Source organism: Algoriphagus hitonicola, assembly GCF_900113375.1.
In the GTDB taxonomy this organism is placed as follows: domain Bacteria; phylum Bacteroidota; class Bacteroidia; order Cytophagales; family Cyclobacteriaceae; genus Algoriphagus; species Algoriphagus hitonicola.
In genome coordinates this window covers 247,685-269,224 of record NZ_FOPC01000006.1, presented here as the reverse complement: position 1 = coordinate 269,224, position 21,540 = coordinate 247,685, and the positions used below count along the sequence as shown (strand labels likewise).

The following is a 21,540-nucleotide window of genomic DNA, read 5'->3' as shown; positions in this document are numbered from 1 at the left end:
ACTCAAGAATCGAAAAACATAACCTCCATCAATACGGAAATCACCGTTACACCGCAAAAGCTTCAGACTGGGAGTTGTTTCTTTCCATTAAAGCGGATGACTTTTCACATGCCAGAAGAATGGAACTTTACATCAAAAAAATGAAAAGTGCTGTATTTATCAGGAAACTGAAAGATGATCCTGCCGAAATAAATTCACAAGTGAACAAAACAAGGTAAGAGCTTCTGACTCCCCCGATTCATCGGGGCAGTAGGTGCTTGGTTCGATGCATCGGAAGAGCCCAGCGGGGCCCACAAAATCCCTGCTTAAAGCCAGTAAAATGGGGATTTTTTGTTTATTGTTGCTAATCTTGTTGCAGGATTGACAAAAAAATAAGCCGCATTAGGCGGGATCTCAATCAAAAACCGAATAGGAAATTCAGAAAATTGATTTTTACGCAGTAAGAGTTCAATAAATTCACCTTCTAAAATGATTCAATATCAATCTTTTTAAACGGAATAGTTTAGCAGAAGCAATAATTTTTCTCCCGGGTAAAATCCAAAATCAAGCTCTTTTCCTTTTATTTGCGGATTGAAAATCATGCATGAAACAGACTTCTCTATCCCCTCAAAACAAAGGTTTTTTACTAGCCCTTTTTGCGGCTATTTTTTGGGGAGTGGCGGGGAACTGTGCTCAATTTCTCTTTGAACAAAAACAACTCGAACCTGCATGGTTGGTTACTTGGAGATTGTTACTCGCTGGTTTCATACTTTTATTGATTGATACTAAAAATCATGGTTCGAAAGTCTTCAGGATTTGGAAAAGCAAACAAGACGTTTTGTCAATTCTCATTTTTGGAATTTTAGGCATGCTAGCCGTTCAATACACTTATTTTTATTCCATTCAGCTCTCCAATGCAGCCACAGCAACAGTCATCCAATATTTAGGTCCGGTTTTCATCGTGGCCTATTTTGCCATAAAGCATAGAAAATGGCCTGTAGCCATCGAATTCCTATCCTTGGGCTTAGCGCTGGGGGGCACCTTTTTGTTGGTTACTCATGGCACGATCGATACGCTTGTCATCTCAAAACAGGCTTTCATTTGGGGAATATTATCCGCGCTGACTTTCGCTTTTTACAGTATCTATCCCATTGGACTTTTGAGCCGATTCTCTTCTGTGAGAGTGACCGGTTGGGCGATGCTGATTGGCGGACTGGCATTTTCCTTTCAATCCGAACCATGGATACCTCAGGGGCAATGGGATGTAGAAGCATTGGCTGCATTTTCCTTCATCATTATTTTTGGAAGCATTCTGTCATTTTTGTTTTTCATGACTGCTTTACCCTTAATTGGATCACAAACTGCATCTCTGATTTGTAGTGTAGAGCCTTTATCTGCTGCATTTATGGCAGTGATTTGGCTAGGAGTGAGTTTTACAGGGATGGATTGGTTAGGCACTTTTATGATTCTAGGTACGGTGGCGCTATTGACTCTAGCCACGAAGACTAAAAAACTCGCGATTTAATTCTTCTTTTTTAAAAAGATAAAGTCGATTTATTACCTTTCTTATTGTAGAGTTAATTGCTCTAGGACTGATTTATCCCAAAAATTATCGAGCCGATGTCCAATCATCATCATCATACCAGTGGAAACCTAAAGCTTGCCTTTTTCCTAAATCTAGGATTTACGGTAATCGAATTTATTGGTGGAATATTAGTCAATTCCGTGGCGATTTTATCTGATGCCGTCCACGACCTCGGTGATAGTGTATCATTGGGATTAGCTTGGTATCTCGATCAAAAATCCCACCAAAAGGCCAATAAAATATTCACCTTCGGCTATGGTCGCTTTTCCCTTTTAGGAGCCTTAATCAATGCCCTGATCCTAATTCTAGGTTCCTTTTTTGTTTTATCGGAAGCGCTAAATCGACTCTTTAACCCGGAGCCTAGCAATGCCACCGGCATGATCCTATTGGCGCTCTTGGGTGTATTGGTCAATGGATTTGCGGCATGGAAAGTCAGTCATGGAAAAAGCCAAAATGAAAAGGTAATCAGCTGGCACCTCTTAGAAGATGTTTTAGGTTGGGTGACAGTTTTGATCGGTGCGATCATATTGTATTTCTATGATATTCCTTGGCTTGACCCTGCGCTTTCGATCGCTATCACGCTGTTTATTCTTTGGAATGTTTTCAAAAATCTCAAAGAAACCATGCTCATTTTTCTTCAAGGTTCTCCCAAGGGAATTTCAGTAGCTCAAATCGAACAAAAACTACTTCTTCACCCAAAGGTCAATTCTATTCATCATGTCCATACCTGGTCTTTGGATGGTGAAAACCATGTCTTCACCGCACATATTTGCCTAAAAGAAATTGATAACTTAGAAGAACTCAGAAAATCAAAAATCTCCATCCAACAGTTACTCAAAAGCTATTCTTTTATTCATTTCACTATCGAATGGGAACTTCCGGGAGATAATTGTACCATACAATCAAAAGATAATTAGGCTATTGAGCCTTTCTCTTAACCTAGGAATCACGTCAGATTCAAACCAATCATTCTTCCTCATCCAAAGGCGGTTTCGGGGAGAAGGAAGAACCAGAGGGAAATAGTCCGGGAGGTAATCTTCAAAAGACCGGACTGTTTCTGTTAAGTTCTGCATTCTGCTTTTACCCAAATAATACCGCTGTGCAAAGTCCCCGATCAAAAGGGTCAGCTTCACATTCGGCATAATATTCATCAATTTAGCATGCCAGTGAGGGGCGCATTCTGGTCGAGGAGGCAAATCCCCTCCCTTTCCCCTGCCGGGATAGCAAAATCCCATAGGCATAATTCCGAATGTTTTTGGGTCGTAAAATTGATCTCGATCCACATCAAGCCATCTCCTGAGTTCATCTCCACTGGGATCATTCCAGGGAATCCCCGTTTTATGAACGCGGGTTCCCGGTGCCTGACCAATGATGAGAATCTTACTTTCCTTAGAAATAGAGATCACCGGTCTAGGTCCCAAAGGCAAAAATGGTTCGCAAATTCTACAGTCTTTCACCGCTGAAATCAAAGATTCGCCTTCTTGCATGTGTGAGTTTATGGTTTTGGCCCAATTTCCATAGTTTTATACCCAAAGCAAAATTCCAAAACAGACGCGCTATGTTGAAGAAACTTTCTATCCTTATTTATTTCTTGATTTTTCCGTTTGGTATTTTTGCCCAATCCAACCCCGACCTTGGAGCCTGGTACATGTATTTTGGCAACTATCGCTTTCAAGACTCACCCTGGGCGATTCACGGGGAAGCACAATATCGAAATCATAACATCATAGGTGACCTGGAGCAATTGCTTCTGCGAACAGGGCTTCAATACAATTTAGAAAATGGAGCTGCAAGCTTCCTGGCGGGATACGGATCTATCACTACTCAATCTCCCGGTGAAATCAACAATGGATTTCATGAAAGCAGAATCTATCAGGAAGTGATTCTTAGGCAAAAAGTAAACCGGGTAGGAATAATGCATCGCTATCGGTACGAGCAGCGATGGGTAGAAAATAGTCCCATTAGAACACGATTTCGCTATGCTATTTTTGTCAATTTTCCGCTTAACCAAAAAGAACTTCATGAAGCGGGAAGCTGGTACCTCCAAGTATATGATGAGCTTTTTATTAATGGAGAAAAACTTAATGACACGGTGAAATTTTTTGACCGAAATAGATTGTACGCCGGACTGGGATATCGGTTTAATCCCAATTTAGCCCTTCAAGTGGGCCTCCTCGATCAATCCACCGATGCAAGCAGTAAACTCCAATTACAATTTTCTCTATTTCAGCAGCTTTACTCCAAAAAGTGATCTAGCGGAAAAATTCGCGAAAATTTTTATTTATTGATCCAAGCAGAATAGATTCTTCGTACTTTTTGGTAAATTAAAGGAGAAAAACCTGTTAATCAATGTCTTGAAAAACAATGATTAGCCATGGAAGGTTATCCGAAAGAAATCCTTTCAAAGCATCAACCAAACTATCTAGTTATGAAAAGTTCAATCATGACAATTTTTGTTCTCGCGATTCTATCCACTGCCTGTTTCACCCAGAAAGATTACATCGCCGAATACGATTACAATTACCAAGGCTCCTTCAAGCGATACAAGACTTTCGCCTTTGTACAATCCACCGATCTAGACACCACGATCTTAGCCCCGGTTTTAACTGCCACCATTGGAGCTAGATTAGGCTCTCAGGGATTTCGTGAAAAAAATGAAAAACCAGATATGCTGGTCAGTTATAAAATATTTACTGACTCAGTCAAATACAGAGGATATGTTCAGCCCGAATTTGACTACTGGCTCAAGCGTCGGGGAATAGAGATTATCCAAGCCGAAAATGACGAGGATAATGAAAAAGAACTCGAAAAAGATGAAACCTACAATCAGGTCAAATACAAAGAGAATAACGGGATGCTGGTGATTTATGTGATTGATTCCAAGCGGGGATCAACGATATGGCAAGGATATACGGCTGCTAATTTCGATTTTAAATCGCCAAGTTTTCAGTCAGACATAACACGGGCCGCCTATCGCGTCATGAATGAATTCAAAGTGGTCAATCGATTTATGGAATAATTGATGACTCAGTCCCGAGACCATCCCCGATTGGATTTCTTTTCCGATCGGGCTTTTTTTTCCATAAGTCTTTTTTCGATGGCTGATTTGCTGGGTTTGGTCGCTTTTCGGATTTTTTTCTTCTTGAATGCCGCCCTAATTACCTCATAAAACTTTTTGACGACGATCTCCTTATTTTGAATTTGAGATCGTTTTTCCTGACTTTGCAGACTCAAAACTCCTTCTTGATCAATCCGGTTTTTTAATTTTTCCAAAAGAATATCCTTTTCCGAATCGCTTAGAATCCCAGAATTTTTAATATCAAAGAACAACTGAACTTTGCTTTCCACCTTATTGACATGCTGTCCTCCTGCCCCACCGCTTCTTGCGGTCTGAAAGCTTAATTCTTTCAAAAATTCTCCTAATGCTATTCGCCTATCAATGGTACTCATTTTTTTATTTTAAAATAACAACAATTCCCAATCTAAAATCCTCCCCTTCGAATACTTCTCAAATGATTTTTTTGCCAATCTGATAATTCATCCTAAATTCTAAGAAAGAAATCACTAATTTGTTTAATTGAAACAATAGACCTATCCCTATTCTAGCATGAAAAACAGAAGAGAGTTCCTCATCAAATCAACTTTAGGAGCTACAGCTTTAGCTTTAGCTCCTGCCTGGCTACAAGGAGCACCCAATCTCATCAAAAGCCTCAACAAACCTAACTCCCTTATCAATGGAGTTCAAATTGGTTGCATTACATATTCCTTTCGGAGTCTTCCAGACCAAAGTGCCGAAGCTACCTTGAATTATGTCAAAGAGTCCGGAATCTCTGCCATCGAGCTGATGGGAGATCCTGCGGAAAGTTTTGCCGGCATGCCTGCATCGCCAATCAATCGCATGCGGATGTGGCAGCTGGGAGGCAAAGCCCGGAGAGGCGAAACCCTTAGTGCCGAAGAAACCACCGAACTGGCCGAACTCCAAAAAGAAGCCACCGCCTATGGCAAAGTGGTCGCTGACTGGAGGGCTAAAGCAGATATGAAACCTTTTGAAGAAATCCGAAAAATGTATGCAGATCATGGAGTAAAAATCTATGCATTCAAGCCGGCAGCTTTCGGCCAAAATAACAGCGATGCCGAAATCAGTTATGGGATGAAAGCGGCCAAAGCTTTGGGCGCTTCTCATGTCACTCTTGAGCATCCCGCTGATGATGCACACACCATGCGCTTGGGAAAACTGGGCGAACAGCATAAAATGAGCGTGGCATACCATGGACATGAGCAACAAACTTTTGACTTTTGGGATACCGCTTTGACTCAGAGCAAACGAAACGCATTAAATCTGGACATGGGACATTACATTGCCGCAGGTCACTCGGATTTGATTCCTTTGATCGAAAAACAACATAAAAACATCCTCAGTATGCATACCAAGGATCGACAAACTCCCGCAAATGGAAAAGGGAATGTCGCTTGGGGAAATGGCGATACGCCGATTGGAGATGTGCTCAAGATGATGCAAAAAAACAAATATGATTTTCCGGCTACCATCGAACTCGAATATGAGGTTCCGGAAAACTCAGACCCCATCAAAGAAGTACAAAAATGCCTGGAGTTTTGTAGACAAGGCTTAGTTTAGAAATTTTGTCGGATTACTTAACGAAAGCGGTGGCAAATTTTGCTACCGCTTATTTTTTTGCTTTTCAAAACAGTTTTAGACACCAAATCGCCAAAATCAACGATTTAGTGCGTCGGCATAAAAGAGTGAATGACGGCCTCCGCAGCTGTTCGACCGGATGTCATTGCGGCATTAATCGAGCCATTAAGCAAATAATCACCCGCCAAGAATACATCATCCGTGATTTTACACTCGGTAAATGGAATCTGATACCTTAGATCATCCAAGTTGGGCAAGGCATAATCAATCCAATAACCCTTGAGATATTTGAAAAAATCAGGTTTGATACCCGAAATCTCCGATAACTCCAATTGAACTGCTTTAACCAGTTCTTTTTCCTCTAGCACAGAATCCAAAATAGTCACGGAGAGAAGCGATCGATCTTTTGGCGCATAAACCTCCGACACATCATCCATAAATACCAAATTATTGATTAATTGCTCGCCTTTGACCAAGCCAATCATCGGTCGGGCAAGAAAAGATTTCTGAAGCGAAAAATAGAGATTGATCACTTTGCGTGGTGCGGCAAACTGACCTTGAAGCTGCTTCATCACTTGATCAGGTTGGACGGCGACTATAATCCGATCGGCAATAATCACTTCCCCATTTTCCAAATGGATTGAATTTCCCTGAATTTCTTTAACCCGAGACTCAAAATAGAGTTGTGTCTGACTCAGTTGTTTTCTCAGCATTTTTGGGATTTCCTCCATCCCATTTTCAGGGATTGCAGCATGGCCGATGGCAAACATTTTGAATACAAACTCAAACATCCGACTGCTGGTATTGAGGTGTTTTTCCAAGAAAATACCCCGGAAAAAGGGCTTGAAAAAATTTTCGATTATCGCCTGCGAAAATCCGTATTCTCTGAGGTATTGAAGTGTGGGAACCGACGGACTATTGAATATTTCTTCATTGGTTTTCTTTTTCAATTCTTGGGTCAGACTAAACATTTTTACTTTGTCCAGAAAACTTCCCACTTTGGAAAAAGCCATCCCCACGATTTTCAAAGGGTTTCGCATGGGATCCGAAATCAAATACGATTCTTTACCGTCGAAGATAACGGCACCCGGATCAAAGGTTTTAATTTTCAACAGTTGTAGATCCAGATATTTTTTCACCTCAGGATAGGCGGTATTGAGCACTTGAAAACCATGATCCATTAAAAACCCGTCGACCTTATCAGTCTTCATTCTCCCTCCCACTCGATCCGATGCTTCTAATATCACCGGGGAATATCCTGCTCGCTCTAGCTCAAGAGCAGCTATTAATCCTGAAATTCCTGCTCCGATTATGTAAATTTTATCTTCTTTCATAAAACTGTTTGCTGGGTAAGACAAAGAAATCTACCAAACCTCTTAGATTTGGAATATATCAAAATATCAACCGCTGAGGATCAAAAGGGTTTGACATATATTTATAAAAGATAACTAATCTTTATTTTAAATTCAATATTCACCAGCCACAAATAAGCTGAAATCAACCATAGATTCCTATGGATTTTAAAATCTGTAAAATCGCCTAAACAGGGGCCTCAGATCGAGCAATTTCTCGAAAGTGATCCTTGATCAGATTGCCAGAATGCCAATAAATAGGTTTAAACGCAAATTTAAAATGCCATCCGTATGAATAAAACAATTACCCTACTAATCGCCTGTCTCCTGACCACTTTCAGTTGGGCACAGAGCTATTTCCCGGAAAAAGGAAATTGGGAGAAAAAATCCCCATCAGAACTTGGTCTCAATTCGGACAAAATTAATGAAGCCATTGCTTTTGGCAAAGCCACAGAAAGTACTCAAAACCCCAATTTGAAAATCGCACACTATGAGTCTGCCTTTGGTCGGGAGCCATTTGGTTTTCCGGTAGGTCCGATGAAAACCCGTGGACCCGCAACCGGATTAATTATTTACAAAGGTTATGTAGTCGGCCAATGGGGCGATCCCAGTGAGGTTGACCTCACTTTTTCTGTTGCCAAAAGCTTCCTTTCTACCACGGCAGGCCTAGCGGTCAAAGAGGGATTGATTAAATCAGAAAATGACTTGGTCTATCCCTATATGGCTCCGATTTATCCCTACGAACCATTTCGCGGATCTATGAACAAGTCAGATCATTTGATGGAAGATGATGTATTTAATTTATTTGATACCGAACATAATCGGAAAATCACCTGGGTTCATCTTCTCCGTCAGACTTCAGACTGGGAAGGTACACTTTGGGGAAAACCCGATTGGGGTGATCGTCCTTCCGAAGGAGTAGCCCAAAAGCGGGCCCGACCCCAAAATGAACCCGGCTCTGTTTATGAATACAACGATACCCGGGTTAATGTCTTGGCCTTGGCCTTACTGAATGTCTGGAGAAAACCACTACCAAAGGTTTTGAAGGAAAAAATTATGGATCCGATCGGCGCCAGCGACACCTGGAGATGGACGGGATATGAAAACTCCTTTGTGATTTTGGATGGAGAAATCGTCCAATCGGTTTCAGGCGGATCGCATTGGGGAGGCGGCATGATGCTATCTGCTTGGGATCAGGCTAGATTTGGGTATCTGACCTTGCACAATGGCAATTGGGATGGAGAACAATTAATACCTAAAGAGTGGATCGACAAATCCAGAATTCCTACCCCTGCCAATCCGGGATACGGATTTATGAATTATTTTCTCAATAATGAAGAAGAGCAGGTTCCCGACGCCCCAAAATCAGCATTTATTCATATCGGTGCCGGTACCAATATGATCTATGTGGATCAGGAAAATGACTTGGTGATCGTGGCCCGTTGGATACCGAATAATGAAAAAGCCAAATTGGTGCAATTGGTATTGGAGAGTTTGCCTAACTAAAAATAAAAAAGCCCGGAAGTAATCCGGGCTCCAGGTGACAAAACAACCATCTCTAATCTCCTCTTCAAATAAATAATGGCTAGCTGGGAAAGGAATCAATCAACCATAAAACCCTATAAAACTTAACTCAACCTAAACCTTATAATTCAATCCTTTCTCGCAGCCAGCCAAATTATATTCTGAATTTAACCTAATTATTATTCGTCTTGCATACAAAATTACGTAAAGAATTTTTATCTTGTTATTTTGTATCGTATTTCTTGATGTAGGTCAAACCCAAACCCACTATGAAAAATTTAGGAATTTACATTTTCGATCAGGTCGAACCTTTAGATTTTATAGGCCCATTTGAAGTATTCAATTCCTTTGCGGATTTATTTCCGGAGGAAAATATGCGGGTTTTCACGTTTTCTGAAACCATTCTTCCCATTCAGACTATCGGAAGATTAAAAGTGATTCCTGCCCATGCATTCAATGAACTCCCTGCCATCGATTATTTGGTAATTCCCGGAGGAAATGGAAGCAAGCTCGTCATCCAAAATCAGGCTTCTCTTGAACGATTAAATCAACTTATGGAAAAGTCCAAATGGACGATGACCGTTTGTTCGGGAGCACGGATCCCCGCCAAATTGGGCTTATTGGATGATAAGCCTTATTGTACCCATCATCAGGTTTATTCTGATTTAAAACAATTGGTAAAAAATGGATCTCCAATGCCTGAAAAAAGATTCATTGAATCAAGTCGTACCTTATTTACCTCTGCGGGTGTTTCGGCAGGAATCGATCTAGCCCTTCACCTAATTGAAAAAACCTGGGGTAAAAGCCATGCAAAAACAGTAGCTGAATACATGGAATACCGATCTTTTGAGCAAAACCCATGATAGCAAAGACCCCAAAGCCTCCGTATTATGCTGTGATTTTCACCAATACGCTTTCCAATATTACGCATGGGTATCAAGAGACCGCCCAACTCATGGAAAAGCTCGCCAAGGAACAAGAGGGATATCTGGGACACGAAAGCGCCCGAGATAGTCTAGGAATCACGGTGAGCTATTGGAGCGATTTGGAAGCCATCAAACGATGGAAAAACCAATCCCAGCATCTCATAGCCCAAAAACTGGGAAAAGATACCTGGTATCAATCCTTTAAAACTAGAATCTGCCTAGTGGAGCGGGATTATGATTTTGGGTTGGAAAATTCCTAAAACGCGTAACCTACACTTATGCCACCGAAAAATGGATAAAAGCCAAACCCTCCAAAAATTGGGGTTAGGTTGGCTCGAAATAAAAATCCGCCATCCGTAGGTTCACTCCGATACCCAAAGGTCATCGTGCCAAGGAAATAAGTATCCAAAGGCTCCCCATCTCCTACAGCAAAGTCTGTATTTCCCCCTCCAAAAATCAGGGTACTCCCCATTCCCATTTCAAAAAACTTCCCTTCTTTTCCCAAGAGATAATTCAGTCCGACAGGAACCGTCCCAACTGAAGATCCGCCTAAGGATAAAAAAGATGCTCCAGCTTTGAAACCCAATCCATCCATGCGTTTCTGAAATCGCTGATCATAATTTAAGGAGTAGGTAATTCCGTTTCCGAAAAGCTCTAAATAAAATGCCTTGCCCTGCTCGCGTGGTTCCGTAGTTTGAGCTTGGAGATTGGAAAGACCAATAAATAAAACCGAAATTAGAATGAAATTTTTCATGAAATTGAATTCAAAAATTTAAAATGCATAACCAAAACCAACCCCGGCAAATAAAGGCCAAAATCCATTGTTGTTGAAAAGTGGATTGATATTTACTTTCCAAGTAAAGCCTCCATCCACGGGGACTTTGCGATAGCCAAAATTCAACATCCCCATCACACTGGGTGAGCCATCTACGTCGAGGATAAAATTAAATGGATATTGTTCATAGGTGGTACAGATATATTGTCCGGAGTTTTGGTCATAATAGCCGGTAAGACAATATTGATTTTGATCCTCATTGAAGGCAAAAAAGGTCATCCCCATACCAAATTCAAAATAATGCGGTCCATTTCCATAAAGCTTATTCGCCATGATAGGCAAAGAGAAAAAAGATTCGCCCTCCGAGATAGTATATCCACCGGCACCAATTCGCATACCCCAGGAGTTCATATTTTCAGAATCAAAACGAAAATCATAATTAAAACTGTAAGGCATTCCTGGGCCACCGACTTCCAAGTAAACAGATTTTGAAGGAACCCCATCCTGCGCGTGTAACTGGAAAAGGAACATGGTAAAAAACGAGGCAATTAAAAATTTTTTCATTAGAATTTAAGTTTTCCATTACTACGTGATTCAAGATAAAAATGATACACTTTTTAGTCAATTTCCTAATTATCTTTAAGACAGTGGAAATCTCTTGGAATTACTCAGCGGTAATGGTTAAATTTAATTGATAATAAGGCTAAAAAAATGCTTCGAAAAATTCAGTTAACCTGCCTGATTATTCTTTCCTATTTGGGAATGATGGTTACCGTTGCCTGTGTCCATGAGCAATTGCCAGATCTCTATGCCCAATGTCCAGGTCCCTCAGATGCTAACCTGATCGGAGCCGAAATTTTTTTCGGTCCTTATGAAAACGAACGCTATTCTAACGCCGCAGATACTGTCGATATCAAAGATTTTTTCTTGGTGCTTGAATTCGTTCCCGAGCGATTGACTCAGCTTTCAAATCCCGAATCAGCTTTACCTTGGGAAACATTTGCGCTTAGCTGCTTACCTCGGTACAACTTTAAAAATATTTCAAATATATCAGTCATTCTCACCGCTCCTTTTAATGGACTTCCTATTGGGACAGATATCTCCTATCTTTTGGAATCAAATGAAAAGGAAACCTTAGCAGAATTCAGGGATTTCAGCAGCATGGATCCATTTTTAGGTTTGTACCTAAAACCAACCCCTGAAAATTATTCACAATTAAAAACCCGTACCTTCATATTTCTAAAAAATGGTACTTCTATCCAACTTGAAAGCAGTAGCCCCATCCTTCAAACCGACTAAAATTCATGCTTCGTAAAATTTTCCTTGTTTTTTTTGCTCTTGCAATAGTATTGGCCATTACTTATCTGTTGGGTCCAAAAGTCGAAAAACAAGAATTGACCATCAATTTTCCGGAGATTCCTACCCGCATATCTGAGCTCGAAAACTATCTCAAGTCCCGGGAAGATAGTGTTTTTGGCCTCAAGCCTGGAAACGAGGCTTACATCATCTGGGCAGACTCGGCAAACAAGCGCAAAACCCCCTATTCCATTGTTTACATTCATGGTTTTGGAGCAAGCCCTATGGAGGGAGATCCTGTCCATCGATTTTTATCCGCGCATTTTGGAGCTAATCTTTTTGTCACCCGCCTCCCTGAACATGGAATCAAACGGGATAACGGCATGGAGTACCTCAGCGCCCAAAAACTAGCAGATGGCGCAGGAGAAGCCTATCAAATCGGAAAAAGTCTCGGAGATGAAGTTATCGTTGTAGGAACCTCCATGGGTGGTGCCTTAACTTTATTATTAGCCAGTCAACAGCCAGATATCAAAGCGATAGCATTGTACTCTCCTGCTATCCGGGAAAACGGAGAGCGACTGAGTGCTTTTTTTCAACCCTGGATGAAATTCCTAGCGGAAAAAACCACCATGAAAAATGGAGTTAATCACCAAAGCAGAAAAGGTGAAAAAGCGGCTTTTTGGTCCGAAGATTACCATATCAATGGTTACGAAAGCTTAGCCGTCTTGCTTTACAGTGAAATGAATGCGGAAACCTTTAAAAAAATCAATCAGCCCTTGTTTTTGGGATATTATTACAAAAATGACGAGGAGCAGGATTTTGTGGTTTCGGTACCGAAAATGCTCGAAATGTATCAGCAAGTCAGTACTCCAGCCAACCTGAAACAGGAGAAAGCTTTCCCCAACTCCGGAGACCATGTCATTGCCAGTTCGATCACTTCCGATGATTGGGAAGGGGTATTGTTTGAAACGATAAACTTTCTTGAAAATGTCGTCCAAATTCCTCCCAGACCAGAATTTAAAGAAATGATCGAGGAAATGCTGGAAGGAAAAGAAGTTTTGGACCGGAACAGAAACTAACCCTTATCTGATTTTTAGGCGAATCGGCACTGCAGGTAAATTTTCCGAATTGTACAAATTTACCTTCGGATTGTCTGCCCAGGCATATCGAAGCTCTATGGGATCAAATTCAGAATCCAAATCTATTATGATTTGATCCTTCTCGATGATTCTTCCGGCAAAGGACTGCCATTGCTCATCTTGATTTTGGAGCGAAAACCCAATCACCTCTTCACCGGTGTTTATCTCCAAGCCTGACCCTACTGAGGAATAAAACAAACGTAATTCTGAACCGGCTTTTTCTACCGAATCCAATATAGGACCCTGACTCACTATACTGTCCAAAAATGAAATATTCCGAGCCAATCGCCACAATCGATCTCCTACATCACGCTTGTTTCTCGGATGAATATCCTCTGCCTCACCCAAATCTATCGCTACGGCCATTCCAGTATTAGGTAATACTAAGGCCTTACGCTGAGCTTCTCTCAGGGCTGCCCAGTTGCTTTCCGGTTGCAGATCTTCAGGCTCCATAAAATTAGCCAACTGAACATATAAAAATGGAAATTCTCCCTGGTCCCAGGCCTGTCTCCAACTCTGTATCAAGGTAGTAAATACCTCATTATATTCTTCGGCTCGTCCGGCATTGCTTTCGCCCTGATACCAAATGACTCCACGAATACCATAATTGGTGAGCGGATGAATCATGGCATTATACATCATTCCAGGTTTCCAGTTGAGTCGGTCTACCTTGGGAAGCTGCGGTTCTACCAAGTCATTCGAATAGCTCCAAATTCCCTCAAGATTTATTTTATTTCCATTTTGTGAAAAATACATCGATCCCTTTGTACCTACTTGAGGTTGATTATTCCAGTTATTTACTACTCTGATAGTCAGCGTATTTTGACCGACAAATAAAAGCTCTGGATTCACCTTTACTTCAGGCATACTTTCACCCCAATCCTTGTGATGAATCTGAACACCATTGATAAAAATATAGGCCATCTCATTAATATCCGGAAGAAAAAGACTCAATTCGGATTTCTGACTGAGATTAAAATCCCTCCGTACCCAGGCAATATGTTCTAATGGATTGTTTTGAGGTAATTGGATCTTTCGCCATTGCGAATCATTATATCCAACTGAAGATACCGCGGCAGCTGTCGTGGAGTCTGGATGATGAACCAACAGATCTCGCATTTCCCGACGTTTTTCATTGGCAAGATTTTCTCTTTCCCATTTTTCTGGCTCTGCCAAAATCTCATTCGCTTCTTCCGAAAAACTCATATCCTCCATTCCTGCCAAAATCTGCGTCGGTGTCCATCCTTCTGCCGGAGTTCCTCCCCAATTGGATTCGATTATTCCCACCGGGACCTCTTTTTCCAGATGATTTTGCTTTGCAAAAAACCAAGCGATGGCAGAAAAATCAGCTAATGTAGTGCTATCCGCCTTCACCCACTCACCCCCCGAAAGATCCTTTTGCTGGACCACAGAGTAGGAGTTTGGGACTTTATAAAATCTGATTTGGTCAAAATTCGCCCCTTTTATTTCATCTTCAGCACCAACTACCCCGGATTTCAAAGGCCATTCCATATTGGACTGACCTCCCGCCACCCAGACATCTCCAAAATAAACATCGTCAAATTCCTCTTGGTTGACAGTAAGTAGATGGGGGCCGCCCGCAGGGTTGGAAGGCATGGTAACGATCCAGGTGCTGTCTTTTTCTACTTTGGAACTTGATATCGATCCAGCTACACTTACGCGCACATTCTTACCGGGGATACCTTTTCCCCAAATTTTCACCGGCTGATCCCGCTGTAAAATCATCCCATCAGAGATCAATTTTGGCAATTCTACCTCAGATTCAAATTTTTTGGATTGACATGCTCCGATAAAAATTACAATTAACAGAAAGAGTAAATTCTTCATAATAATGACTTGCAAATGGGTGAGATAGGAGAATTTTAGGAATTTAATCCTTTTTTACTTGAAAATAAACCCTGAAGATCTAAGGCGGGTAAATACCAATAAAATGCCAAATTCAATTCGATAATTTTGGATCATTAGATCAGACAAAAAAAATCCGGCTCATTTCTAAGCCGGATTTCCTTTCAAATCATATTAAATAAATCGATTCAGGAGATTTTCATAGTATTCCTGTTTTCCACTGATCTGATGTGGTTCACCTACCTCCATGGCATATGATCTCAGGTCTTCCAAGGTCAGTTTTCCTTCTTCGAAAGCCTTCCCTTTTCCTTGATCAAAACTGGAATACCGCTGCTTTCTACGCTCGAGGTAATCGGATTTATCAAGAATATCCTGCGCGATCAACATGCTTCTCGCAAAAGCATCCATACTGCCGATATGAGCCAAGAACAAGTCGTCCATATCGGTGGAATTTCTTCGGATTTTAGCATCAAAGTTTACACCTCCACCCTGAAGACCGCCAGAAGAAAGCATCACGAGCATAGCCTCAGTTAATTCTTGCAGGTTTAACGCAAACTGATCCGTATCCCAGCCGTTTTGATAGTCACCTCGATTGGCATCGATACTGCCAAGCATACCGGCATCTGCGGCCACCTGAAGTTCATGCTGGAAAGTATGCCCCGCCAAAGTCGCATGGTTGACTTCAATATTCAATTTGAAATCTTTGTCCAATCCAAAATGTCTGAGGAATCCAATCACTGTAGCGGAATCATAGTCATATTGATGTTTGGTGGGCTCCATCGGTTTTGGCTCGATAAAGAAAGTACCTTTAAAGCCGTTCTTTCTCGCATAATCCCGCGCCATAGTCAGGAATCTAGCCAAATGCTCTGTTTCCCGTTTCATATCGGTATTTAATAAGGACATGTATCCTTCACGACCACCCCAAAAAACGTAATTTTCACCCCCCAATTTAATGGTGGCATCCAATGCATTTTTCACTTGAGTCCCGGCAAAAGCCAGCACATCAAAATTTGGATTGGTCGATGCCCCGTTCATATAGCGTGGATTGCTGAAAACATTGGCTGTTCCCCAAAGCAATTTGATCCCAGTATCTTTTTGTTTCTGAAGGGCATAATCAGAAATAATCTGCATACGCCGTTCATATTCCGATAGAGTCGGCCCCTCATCTACAAGATCGATGTCATGAAAACAATAATAGGGTGCCCCGATTTTAGAAATAAACTCAAATGCTGCATCCATTTTATCCTTTGCACGCTGTACAGGATCTGGATCTGCATCCCAAGGATGATTTATCGTGCCTGGTCCGAAAGGGTCCCCACCGGTACCACAGAAGGAGTGCCAATATGCAATCGCAAATTTGAAATGTTCCTTCATCGTTTTGCCTCCAATTATCCGGTTTTCGTCATAGAAACGAAAGGCAAGTGGATTGTCACTTTCTTTTCCTTCAAAGGGAATCTTATCGATACCTTTAAAATAAGTCTTCGACATAATTTGGTTTTTTTAGGTTTAAAAGGTTTGCGTTCTAATTATAAACTCATTTTTTGGATTTGCTCCAAATGATTTTTCCAGCGGGAATAAACTTCCTCATATGGTTCAAAGAAATTCTCGTTGGGCTCAAAAGTCTCCAGCATCTCCAGCCCTTCAAAGGCTTCTGCTTCTCCACTGAAAACTCCGGCTCCGATTCCCGCACCCCGGGCAGCACCTTGTGCCCCGTCTGTATCATAAAGCTCCAAATTGACCCGATTCATGTGAATAAAGGTCTTTCGGAAAATCGGACTGAGAAACATGTTGGCTTTACCGGCCTTGACCGTGTTTAAGGTCATGCCCATTTCCTGCATGATCCGAAAACCAAAGGTCAAAGCTGATACGATTCCTTCCTGCGCCGCTCTCACCATATGATTTTTATTGTGCTTGAGGAGATCTAGACCAAGGAGATGAGCTCCTACTTTACGGTTTTGCATGATCCGCTCTGCTCCATTTCCAAACGGAATAAAGGTCAATCCTTCCGACCCGATTCCTGCTGAAGATGCCAGGTTGTTCATCTCATCGTACCCGATTCGATTGCCACCCATCAGTCGTCTGATCCAGCTGTTGAGAATCCCGGTTCCATTGACACAAAGAAGTACCCCATAGGATGGTTTTTTCTCCTGATGATTGACATGGACAAAGGTATTTACCCTAGACAATGGATCAAAAAGCGGTGTATCACAAACCCCATAAACGGTACCAGAAGTACCTGCCGTAGTTGCCAATTCTCCCGGCTTAAGCACCTGAAGAGAAAAGGCATTATTAGGTTGATCCCCCGCTCGATAAGCAACTGGTACACCTGCTTCAATTCCCGTATGTTTTGATGCTTCTGAGGTAACCGATCCTTGGAGAGAAAACGAAGGAACGATTTCAGGAATCCAGGTTTGGTTAATTTGATAATGATCGAGGATTTTTTTGCTCAGGGCATTTTTCTTAAAATCCCAAAATATCCCTTCGGAAAGTCCGGTTTCCGAGGTTTTGATTTCTCCCGTCAGCTTCATCGCGATGAAGTCTCCCGGAAGCATGATTTTATAAATTTTTGCGGCAACTTCCGGCTGATTTTCGATCACCCATCTCAACTTGGATGCCGTGAAGTTTCCCGGGGAATTTAGAAGATTCTTCAGACAATATTCCTCCCCCAAAGACTTAAAAGCCTGGTCACCAATAGACACCGCCCGGCTATCACACCAGATGATGGAAGATCGAAGCACTTTCTGATCTTTATCCACCAAAACCAACCCATGCATTTGATAAGCAATGCCGATTCCCTTGAGTTCTCCTTTTTTTACAGAGGCCTGGGAAAGCACAAATTTTGAAGCTTGCTGCACATATTTCCACCACATTTCCGGATCCTGCTCGGCAAATCCATCATCAGGTGCATCGATAGGCATCTCCTCTTCAGGAAACGCTTTCGAAGCAATGGCTCTTCCCGTATCTGCATTTAAAATGGAAGCTTTCACACTCGAACTCCCAATATCCAACCCTAATAAAAGCTTTCTCATCATTACCAAAATACAATATAAAGTGCTGCAATAATTCCCGAGATGATAAAGGCACCGATCTTAAAGGCAGTACTGGTTTTAAACAGATCTTTACTGATTGTAATACTGTTTGGATGATCTTTGCCTTTGCCTTCAACCAATGAAATCACGATCATCAACAAGGCTAGAATCAAGAACACCACTCCCATTCGATCGATAAACGGTAGTGCGGGGAAAAACACTTTAAGCACGATGGAAAGTGGAATACTAAGTCCCGCACCAACCAAGGCGGCATTGGAAGTGGTTTTTTTCCAAAATACCCCAAAGAAGAAAATCGCAAATACGCCAGGGCTAATAAAGCCTGTGTATTCCTGAATAAACTGAAAGGCCTGATCCAGCTGCCCCAATGCAGGGGCTACGATTGCGGCAACCACAAAGGCCACAGCAGCAGTAATTCGTCCTACTCTTACTTGCTTCGTCTCGGAGGCATTCTGACCAAAGTATTTCTTATAAATATCCATGGTGAAAATCGTCGAGGTGCTATTGGCCATGGAAGCCAATGAGGAAACGATCGCAGCAGTCAAAGCAGCGAAAGCCAAACCTTTGAGACCTACGGGAAGTAGTTGTAATAAAGTTGGATAAGCTCTATCCGATTTGATCAAACCAGTAACTGGATCTTTCATAGATTCCATAAACTGAACATCAATCCCGTTTTTGACAATGACCCAAGCTGCAATCCCAGGAATAACTACAATGAGAGGCATCAATAATTTCAAGAAACCTGCGAAAATCATCCCTTTCTGGGCTTCATCAAGACTTTTAGCGGCAAGAGCTCGCTGAGTGATGTATTGATTGAATCCCCAATAGCTCAAATTGGTAATCCACATTCCTCCGACCAAAACGGAAATCCCCGGAAGATCTTGATAGGCATCGTAAGTGCCCCCTTTCCCATCCGAAATCATCATTTCACCTTTGGATAGAATCATCGAAAAATGTCCGGGTACTTCCTGACGAAGCAATCCCAAGCCTTCCCAAGCGTCTCCGCCACCGACCATTTGTAAGGAGATATAGGTCGTAGCCAAACCTCCCGCAATTAAAAACACTACCTGAACCACATCTGTCCATGCTACAGCTTTTAACCCACCATAAATCGAATAGATCATAGCAAAAAGTGCTAATCCAATGATCCCATATACCATGGGCACATTTAAGATCGTATTCAAACTTAAAGCGCCCAGATAAAGTACCGAAGTCAAATTGACAAATACATAAAGTAACAGCCAGAAAATCGCCATGGTAGTTCTTACCCGCGTATCATACCGATCCAGGAGAAATCCCGGCATCGTATAAATCCCCTTTTTGATATAAATGGGCAAGAAAAATATAGCTACCACCAATAAAGTTGCCGCAGCCATCCATTCATAAGTGGAAATCGCCAAACCTAAGGCGAATCCCGATCCTGACATACCAATAAACTGTTCGGCAGAGATATTTGAGGCGATAAGCGAGGCTCCAACTGCCCACCAAGGCAAGGCCTTGGATGCCAGAAAGTAGTCAGAGGAATTTTTGACGTGGCCTTTTTTCTCCTGAGAGACAAAAAGACCCATTCCAATAATGAGCAAGCAGTATCCAATAAATACTACTAAATCTAAAGGTTCTAAGAGCATATAGAATAATAGGTTAGTTTTTGGGCAAAGGGTTTTGGTATAGGACTAATTCATAAAATACAAACCGTTAAATATAAGATTTTAGAAGGAAGGTGGAGTGAAGTGGATTTATTTTTAGAAAAAAAAATCAAAACAATCTCTTGAGAACCGGGAAAGGTTCATCCATATATTCCGTGTTTTCGATTGATTTTAAATATCTTATACCTGTCACGTTTGAAATCCAGGCCCGATCGGCTTGGAGAAGATCCTGAGGTTTAAAAAGTCCCTCTTCAACCGGAATTCCGCTTTCCCGAAAATGCCGGAGGATAACTCTTCTACTGACACCCGCTATACATCCTGATTGCAGCGATGGAGTATAAACGTTTTCTCCCCTAGCCCAATAAATATTTGATGCCCCTGCTTCAGAGACATTTCCTTGTGAATCCAATAAAATAATTTCATCAGTTCCCCGTTCTTTCCGCTCCAAAGCCGCTAAAACATAGGGAAGCGAATTAAGTGTTTTGCAATGTGAAATAATCGAATGTGTCAAAAATACCCGCTGACTAAATACAGCCCGAAGATTATGATCAGGAATATTCGCCAAAGGAGCGATTTGCACTACTTGATGGATTTTGCAGTTTTCCGGATAATATTTTCCAGCTCCTGCCCGATAGACGGTCCATTTGATTCGCTTTGGCTCTACCGAATGGATAAGCGATAAAATCTCCTCGGGATTAAGCTCACTCATATCCAGACCCAATAGGTGCATACCGTTTTTTAGCCGATCGATATGATGATCAAAAAAACGGATCTTTTCGCCATCGTAAACCATCGTTTCAAATAGACCGTCGCCAAAAGCCATGGCCCGGTTGGGAAAAGGTAGATCAGACGCTAATTTCCATCCTCCCAAATTTCCTTCTGAGAAATAACCTGTTTCAAAATCGCTCATAGAACCGTCCGAATACGTACGTTTTTTAGAATTGTCTAAATTCTAATTCGTTAATTTTTGTTGAAATAAATCAAAAAGTACCTGAATATGCTCTTTATTGAACATTTTTAGGAGAAATTTTGAGGTAAGCTTACCTTAGCATCAAAATTGGAATATAAAGCAAATGGCAGGAAAAAGCAGTGTTTTTGATATGATAGGTCCAGTAATGATCGGCCCCTCCTCCTCCCATACGGCTGGTGTGGTTCGGATCGCCCGAGCTGCCATTCGACTTTTGGGAGGCATTCCAGACGAAGTTTCCATCATATTTTATAATTCTTTCGCCAGAACCTACGAAGGACACGGAAGTGATCGGGCAATTATTGGAGGCTTGATGGATTTCAAAACGGACGATGAACGCATCAAAGACGCCTTGGAAATTGCTAAAGAAAAAGGATTGAACTACCGTTTCAAATCCATCGGGAATTCTTCGGTTCACCACCCCAATACCATCAAACTTCAATTGATCAAGGATGGAAAAAGCCTGGAAGTGGTAGGAGAAAGCCTCGGAGGAGGACTCATCAATATCGCCGAAGTGGACGGATTTGTTGCCAATTTTTCGGCACAGGATCACACCTTGATTATTAAAGCAAAAGATATTTCTGGGGCTATTGCGTTTATTTCTTCTGTAATCGCCCAGGAAAAAGCAAACATTGCCACTATGTCGGTTTCAAGAAAAGGAAAAAATGATATTGCCTGTCACGTGATTGAAATGGATTCTGGAATTGCTCCGATTACATTAGAATATTTAAAATCTTTACCCTGGATAAACGAATTAATTTACATACCTGATATCGACTTATAA

The 21,540-nt window shown here is 41.6% G+C and carries 21 protein-coding genes and 1 pseudogene; 12 read left to right on the top strand and 10 right to left on the bottom strand.

Translation table 11 applies throughout. From position 1 onward, the window contains the following. The 3 genes and pseudogenes from BM043_RS19625 to BM043_RS10460 all read left to right on the top strand — a co-directional run. A pseudogene (locus BM043_RS19625) lies at window positions 1-218 on the top strand (hypothetical protein); the annotation flags it as partial. Window positions 219-583: 365 nt separating this feature from the next. Beyond that, window positions 584-1,504 (top strand): EamA family transporter, encoded by a 921-nt coding sequence (locus tag BM043_RS10465; RefSeq protein ID WP_092791381.1) that lies wholly within the window; start codon window positions 584-586, stop codon window positions 1,502-1,504. 95 nt (window positions 1,505-1,599) lie between these two features. Further along, a complete protein-coding gene (locus BM043_RS10460; RefSeq protein ID WP_092791379.1) occupies window positions 1,600-2,481 on the top strand; it encodes a cation diffusion facilitator family transporter in 882 nt (293 codons plus the stop codon). Here BM043_RS10460 and BM043_RS10455 read toward each other — a convergent pair. Continuing rightward, window positions 2,467-3,051 carry a uracil-DNA glycosylase family protein gene (locus BM043_RS10455; RefSeq protein ID WP_092791377.1) on the bottom strand — a complete coding sequence of 195 codons (585 nt, stop codon included), beginning with the start codon at window positions 3,049-3,051 and terminating at the stop codon, window positions 2,467-2,469. The genes BM043_RS10460 and BM043_RS10455 overlap by 15 nt on opposite strands. Window positions 3,052-3,122: 71 nt before the next feature. Here BM043_RS10455 and BM043_RS10450 point away from each other — a divergent pair, with 71 nt between their 5' ends. Further along, the gene (locus BM043_RS10450) at window positions 3,123-3,815 is read left to right on the top strand and encodes a DUF2490 domain-containing protein (protein WP_092791375.1); all 693 of its coding nucleotides are present in this window, start codon (window positions 3,123-3,125) and stop codon (window positions 3,813-3,815) included. Between the two features lie 177 nt (window positions 3,816-3,992). Further along, window positions 3,993-4,583 (top strand): DUF4136 domain-containing protein, encoded by a 591-nt coding sequence (locus BM043_RS10445; protein ID WP_092791373.1) that lies wholly within the window; start codon window positions 3,993-3,995, stop codon window positions 4,581-4,583. Window positions 4,584-4,591: 8 nt separating this feature from the next. Here the strand turns inward: BM043_RS10445 and arfB are convergent, their stop codons facing one another. Then, a complete protein-coding gene (gene arfB, locus BM043_RS10440; RefSeq protein ID WP_092791371.1) occupies window positions 4,592-5,014 on the bottom strand; it encodes an alternative ribosome rescue aminoacyl-tRNA hydrolase ArfB in 423 nt (140 codons plus the stop codon). Window positions 5,015-5,171: 157 nt separating this feature from the next. Here arfB and BM043_RS10435 point away from each other — a divergent pair, with 157 nt between their 5' ends. Continuing rightward, on the top strand, window positions 5,172-6,200 hold the full coding sequence (locus BM043_RS10435) for a sugar phosphate isomerase/epimerase family protein (RefSeq protein ID WP_092791369.1): 1,029 nt from the start codon (window positions 5,172-5,174) through the stop codon (window positions 6,198-6,200). Window positions 6,201-6,304: 104 nt separating this feature from the next. Here the strand turns inward: BM043_RS10435 and BM043_RS10430 are convergent, their stop codons facing one another. Then, window positions 6,305-7,552: an NAD(P)/FAD-dependent oxidoreductase gene (locus tag BM043_RS10430; RefSeq protein ID WP_092791367.1), complete on the bottom strand. Its 1,248-nt coding sequence runs from the start codon at window positions 7,550-7,552 to the stop codon at window positions 6,305-6,307. 309 nt (window positions 7,553-7,861) lie between these two features. Here BM043_RS10430 and BM043_RS10425 point away from each other — a divergent pair, with 309 nt between their 5' ends. The 3 genes from BM043_RS10425 to BM043_RS10415 all read left to right on the top strand — a co-directional run bounded on the left by BM043_RS10425 (window position 7,862) and on the right by BM043_RS10415 (window position 10,280). Then, window positions 7,862-9,076, top strand: a complete 1,215-nt coding sequence (locus tag BM043_RS10425; protein ID WP_092791365.1) for a serine hydrolase domain-containing protein — start codon at window positions 7,862-7,864, stop codon at window positions 9,074-9,076. A gap of 287 nt (window positions 9,077-9,363) precedes the next feature. Then, window positions 9,364-9,957 (top strand): DJ-1/PfpI family protein, encoded by a 594-nt coding sequence (locus BM043_RS10420; protein WP_092791363.1) that lies wholly within the window; start codon window positions 9,364-9,366, stop codon window positions 9,955-9,957. Continuing rightward, on the top strand, window positions 9,954-10,280 hold the full coding sequence (locus BM043_RS10415; RefSeq protein WP_092791361.1) for an antibiotic biosynthesis monooxygenase family protein: 327 nt from the start codon (window positions 9,954-9,956) through the stop codon (window positions 10,278-10,280). The genes BM043_RS10420 and BM043_RS10415 overlap by 4 nt, the downstream gene beginning before the upstream one ends. On the opposite strand, the gene BM043_RS10410 is transcribed toward BM043_RS10415, so the two are convergent. Further along, window positions 10,277-10,774, bottom strand: coding sequence for a hypothetical protein (locus BM043_RS10410; protein WP_092791359.1), 498 nt, complete (start codon window positions 10,772-10,774; stop codon window positions 10,277-10,279). The two genes, BM043_RS10415 and BM043_RS10410, sit on opposite strands and share 4 nt — an antisense overlap. Window positions 10,775-10,792: 18 nt before the next feature. Then, window positions 10,793-11,359, bottom strand: a complete 567-nt coding sequence (locus BM043_RS10405; RefSeq protein ID WP_245753017.1) for a hypothetical protein — start codon at window positions 11,357-11,359, stop codon at window positions 10,793-10,795. Between the two features lie 147 nt (window positions 11,360-11,506). Here BM043_RS10405 and BM043_RS10400 point away from each other — a divergent pair, with 147 nt between their 5' ends. Continuing rightward, window positions 11,507-12,094, top strand: a complete 588-nt coding sequence (locus BM043_RS10400; protein WP_092791357.1) for a hypothetical protein — start codon at window positions 11,507-11,509, stop codon at window positions 12,092-12,094. A gap of 5 nt (window positions 12,095-12,099) precedes the next feature. Then, window positions 12,100-13,170: an alpha/beta hydrolase gene (locus BM043_RS10395; protein ID WP_092791355.1), complete on the top strand. Its 1,071-nt coding sequence runs from the start codon at window positions 12,100-12,102 to the stop codon at window positions 13,168-13,170. Between the two features lie 3 nt (window positions 13,171-13,173). On the opposite strand, the gene BM043_RS10390 is transcribed toward BM043_RS10395, so the two are convergent. From BM043_RS10390 to BM043_RS10370, 5 genes are all read right to left on the bottom strand, one after another. Continuing rightward, a complete protein-coding gene (locus BM043_RS10390) occupies window positions 13,174-15,078 on the bottom strand; it encodes a sialate O-acetylesterase (RefSeq protein WP_092791353.1) in 1,905 nt (634 codons plus the stop codon). 192 nt (window positions 15,079-15,270) lie between these two features. Further along, window positions 15,271-16,584 carry a xylose isomerase gene (gene xylA / locus BM043_RS10385; protein ID WP_092791351.1) on the bottom strand — a complete coding sequence of 438 codons (1,314 nt, stop codon included), beginning with the start codon at window positions 16,582-16,584 and terminating at the stop codon, window positions 15,271-15,273. A gap of 38 nt (window positions 16,585-16,622) precedes the next feature. Next, window positions 16,623-18,125, bottom strand: a complete 1,503-nt coding sequence (locus tag BM043_RS10380) for a xylulokinase (protein WP_092791431.1) — start codon at window positions 18,123-18,125, stop codon at window positions 16,623-16,625. Window positions 18,126-18,127: 2 nt separating this feature from the next. Beyond that, window positions 18,128-19,771 (bottom strand): sodium/sugar symporter, encoded by a 1,644-nt coding sequence (locus BM043_RS10375; RefSeq protein WP_092791349.1) that lies wholly within the window; start codon window positions 19,769-19,771, stop codon window positions 18,128-18,130. Between the two features lie 127 nt (window positions 19,772-19,898). Beyond that, window positions 19,899-20,699 (bottom strand): aminotransferase class IV, encoded by an 801-nt coding sequence (locus BM043_RS10370; RefSeq protein ID WP_092791347.1) that lies wholly within the window; start codon window positions 20,697-20,699, stop codon window positions 19,899-19,901. Between the two features lie 163 nt (window positions 20,700-20,862). Here BM043_RS10370 and sdaAB point away from each other — a divergent pair, with 163 nt between their 5' ends. After that, window positions 20,863-21,540, top strand: a complete 678-nt coding sequence (gene sdaAB, locus BM043_RS10365; RefSeq protein ID WP_092791345.1) for an L-serine ammonia-lyase, iron-sulfur-dependent subunit beta — start codon at window positions 20,863-20,865, stop codon at window positions 21,538-21,540.

What these genes read in the sequence shown, in the direction of transcription:
- BM043_RS10465 (WP_092791381.1), top strand. Translation starts at nt 584, where the DNA reads ATGAAACAGACTTCTCTATCCCCTCAAAACAAAGGTTTTTTACTAGCC.
- BM043_RS10460 (WP_092791379.1), top strand. Translation starts at nt 1,600, where the DNA reads ATGTCCAATCATCATCATCATACCAGTGGAAACCTAAAGCTTGCCTTT.
- BM043_RS10455 (WP_092791377.1), bottom strand. Translation starts at nt 3,051, where the DNA reads ATGCAAGAAGGCGAATCTTTGATTTCAGCGGTGAAAGACTGTAGAATT.
- BM043_RS10450 (WP_092791375.1), top strand. Translation starts at nt 3,123, where the DNA reads ATGTTGAAGAAACTTTCTATCCTTATTTATTTCTTGATTTTTCCGTTT.
- BM043_RS10445 (WP_092791373.1), top strand. Translation starts at nt 3,993, where the DNA reads ATGAAAAGTTCAATCATGACAATTTTTGTTCTCGCGATTCTATCCACT.
- arfB (WP_092791371.1), bottom strand. Translation starts at nt 5,014, where the DNA reads ATGAGTACCATTGATAGGCGAATAGCATTAGGAGAATTTTTGAAAGAA.
- BM043_RS10435 (WP_092791369.1), top strand. Translation starts at nt 5,172, where the DNA reads ATGAAAAACAGAAGAGAGTTCCTCATCAAATCAACTTTAGGAGCTACA.
- BM043_RS10430 (WP_092791367.1), bottom strand. Translation starts at nt 7,552, where the DNA reads ATGAAAGAAGATAAAATTTACATAATCGGAGCAGGAATTTCAGGATTA.
- BM043_RS10425 (WP_092791365.1), top strand. Translation starts at nt 7,862, where the DNA reads ATGAATAAAACAATTACCCTACTAATCGCCTGTCTCCTGACCACTTTC.
- BM043_RS10420 (WP_092791363.1), top strand. Translation starts at nt 9,364, where the DNA reads ATGAAAAATTTAGGAATTTACATTTTCGATCAGGTCGAACCTTTAGAT.
- BM043_RS10415 (WP_092791361.1), top strand. Translation starts at nt 9,954, where the DNA reads ATGATAGCAAAGACCCCAAAGCCTCCGTATTATGCTGTGATTTTCACC.
- BM043_RS10410 (WP_092791359.1), bottom strand. Translation starts at nt 10,774, where the DNA reads ATGAAAAATTTCATTCTAATTTCGGTTTTATTTATTGGTCTTTCCAAT.
- BM043_RS10405 (WP_245753017.1), bottom strand. Translation starts at nt 11,359, where the DNA reads ATGAAAAAATTTTTAATTGCCTCGTTTTTTACCATGTTCCTTTTCCAG.
- BM043_RS10400 (WP_092791357.1), top strand. Translation starts at nt 11,507, where the DNA reads ATGCTTCGAAAAATTCAGTTAACCTGCCTGATTATTCTTTCCTATTTG.
- BM043_RS10395 (WP_092791355.1), top strand. Translation starts at nt 12,100, where the DNA reads ATGCTTCGTAAAATTTTCCTTGTTTTTTTTGCTCTTGCAATAGTATTG.
- BM043_RS10390 (WP_092791353.1), bottom strand. Translation starts at nt 15,078, where the DNA reads ATGAAGAATTTACTCTTTCTGTTAATTGTAATTTTTATCGGAGCATGT.
- xylA (WP_092791351.1), bottom strand. Translation starts at nt 16,584, where the DNA reads ATGTCGAAGACTTATTTTAAAGGTATCGATAAGATTCCCTTTGAAGGA.
- BM043_RS10380 (WP_092791431.1), bottom strand. Translation starts at nt 18,125, where the DNA reads ATGAGAAAGCTTTTATTAGGGTTGGATATTGGGAGTTCGAGTGTGAAA.
- BM043_RS10375 (WP_092791349.1), bottom strand. Translation starts at nt 19,771, where the DNA reads ATGCTCTTAGAACCTTTAGATTTAGTAGTATTTATTGGATACTGCTTG.
- BM043_RS10370 (WP_092791347.1), bottom strand. Translation starts at nt 20,699, where the DNA reads ATGAGCGATTTTGAAACAGGTTATTTCTCAGAAGGAAATTTGGGAGGA.
- sdaAB (WP_092791345.1), top strand. Translation starts at nt 20,863, where the DNA reads ATGGCAGGAAAAAGCAGTGTTTTTGATATGATAGGTCCAGTAATGATC.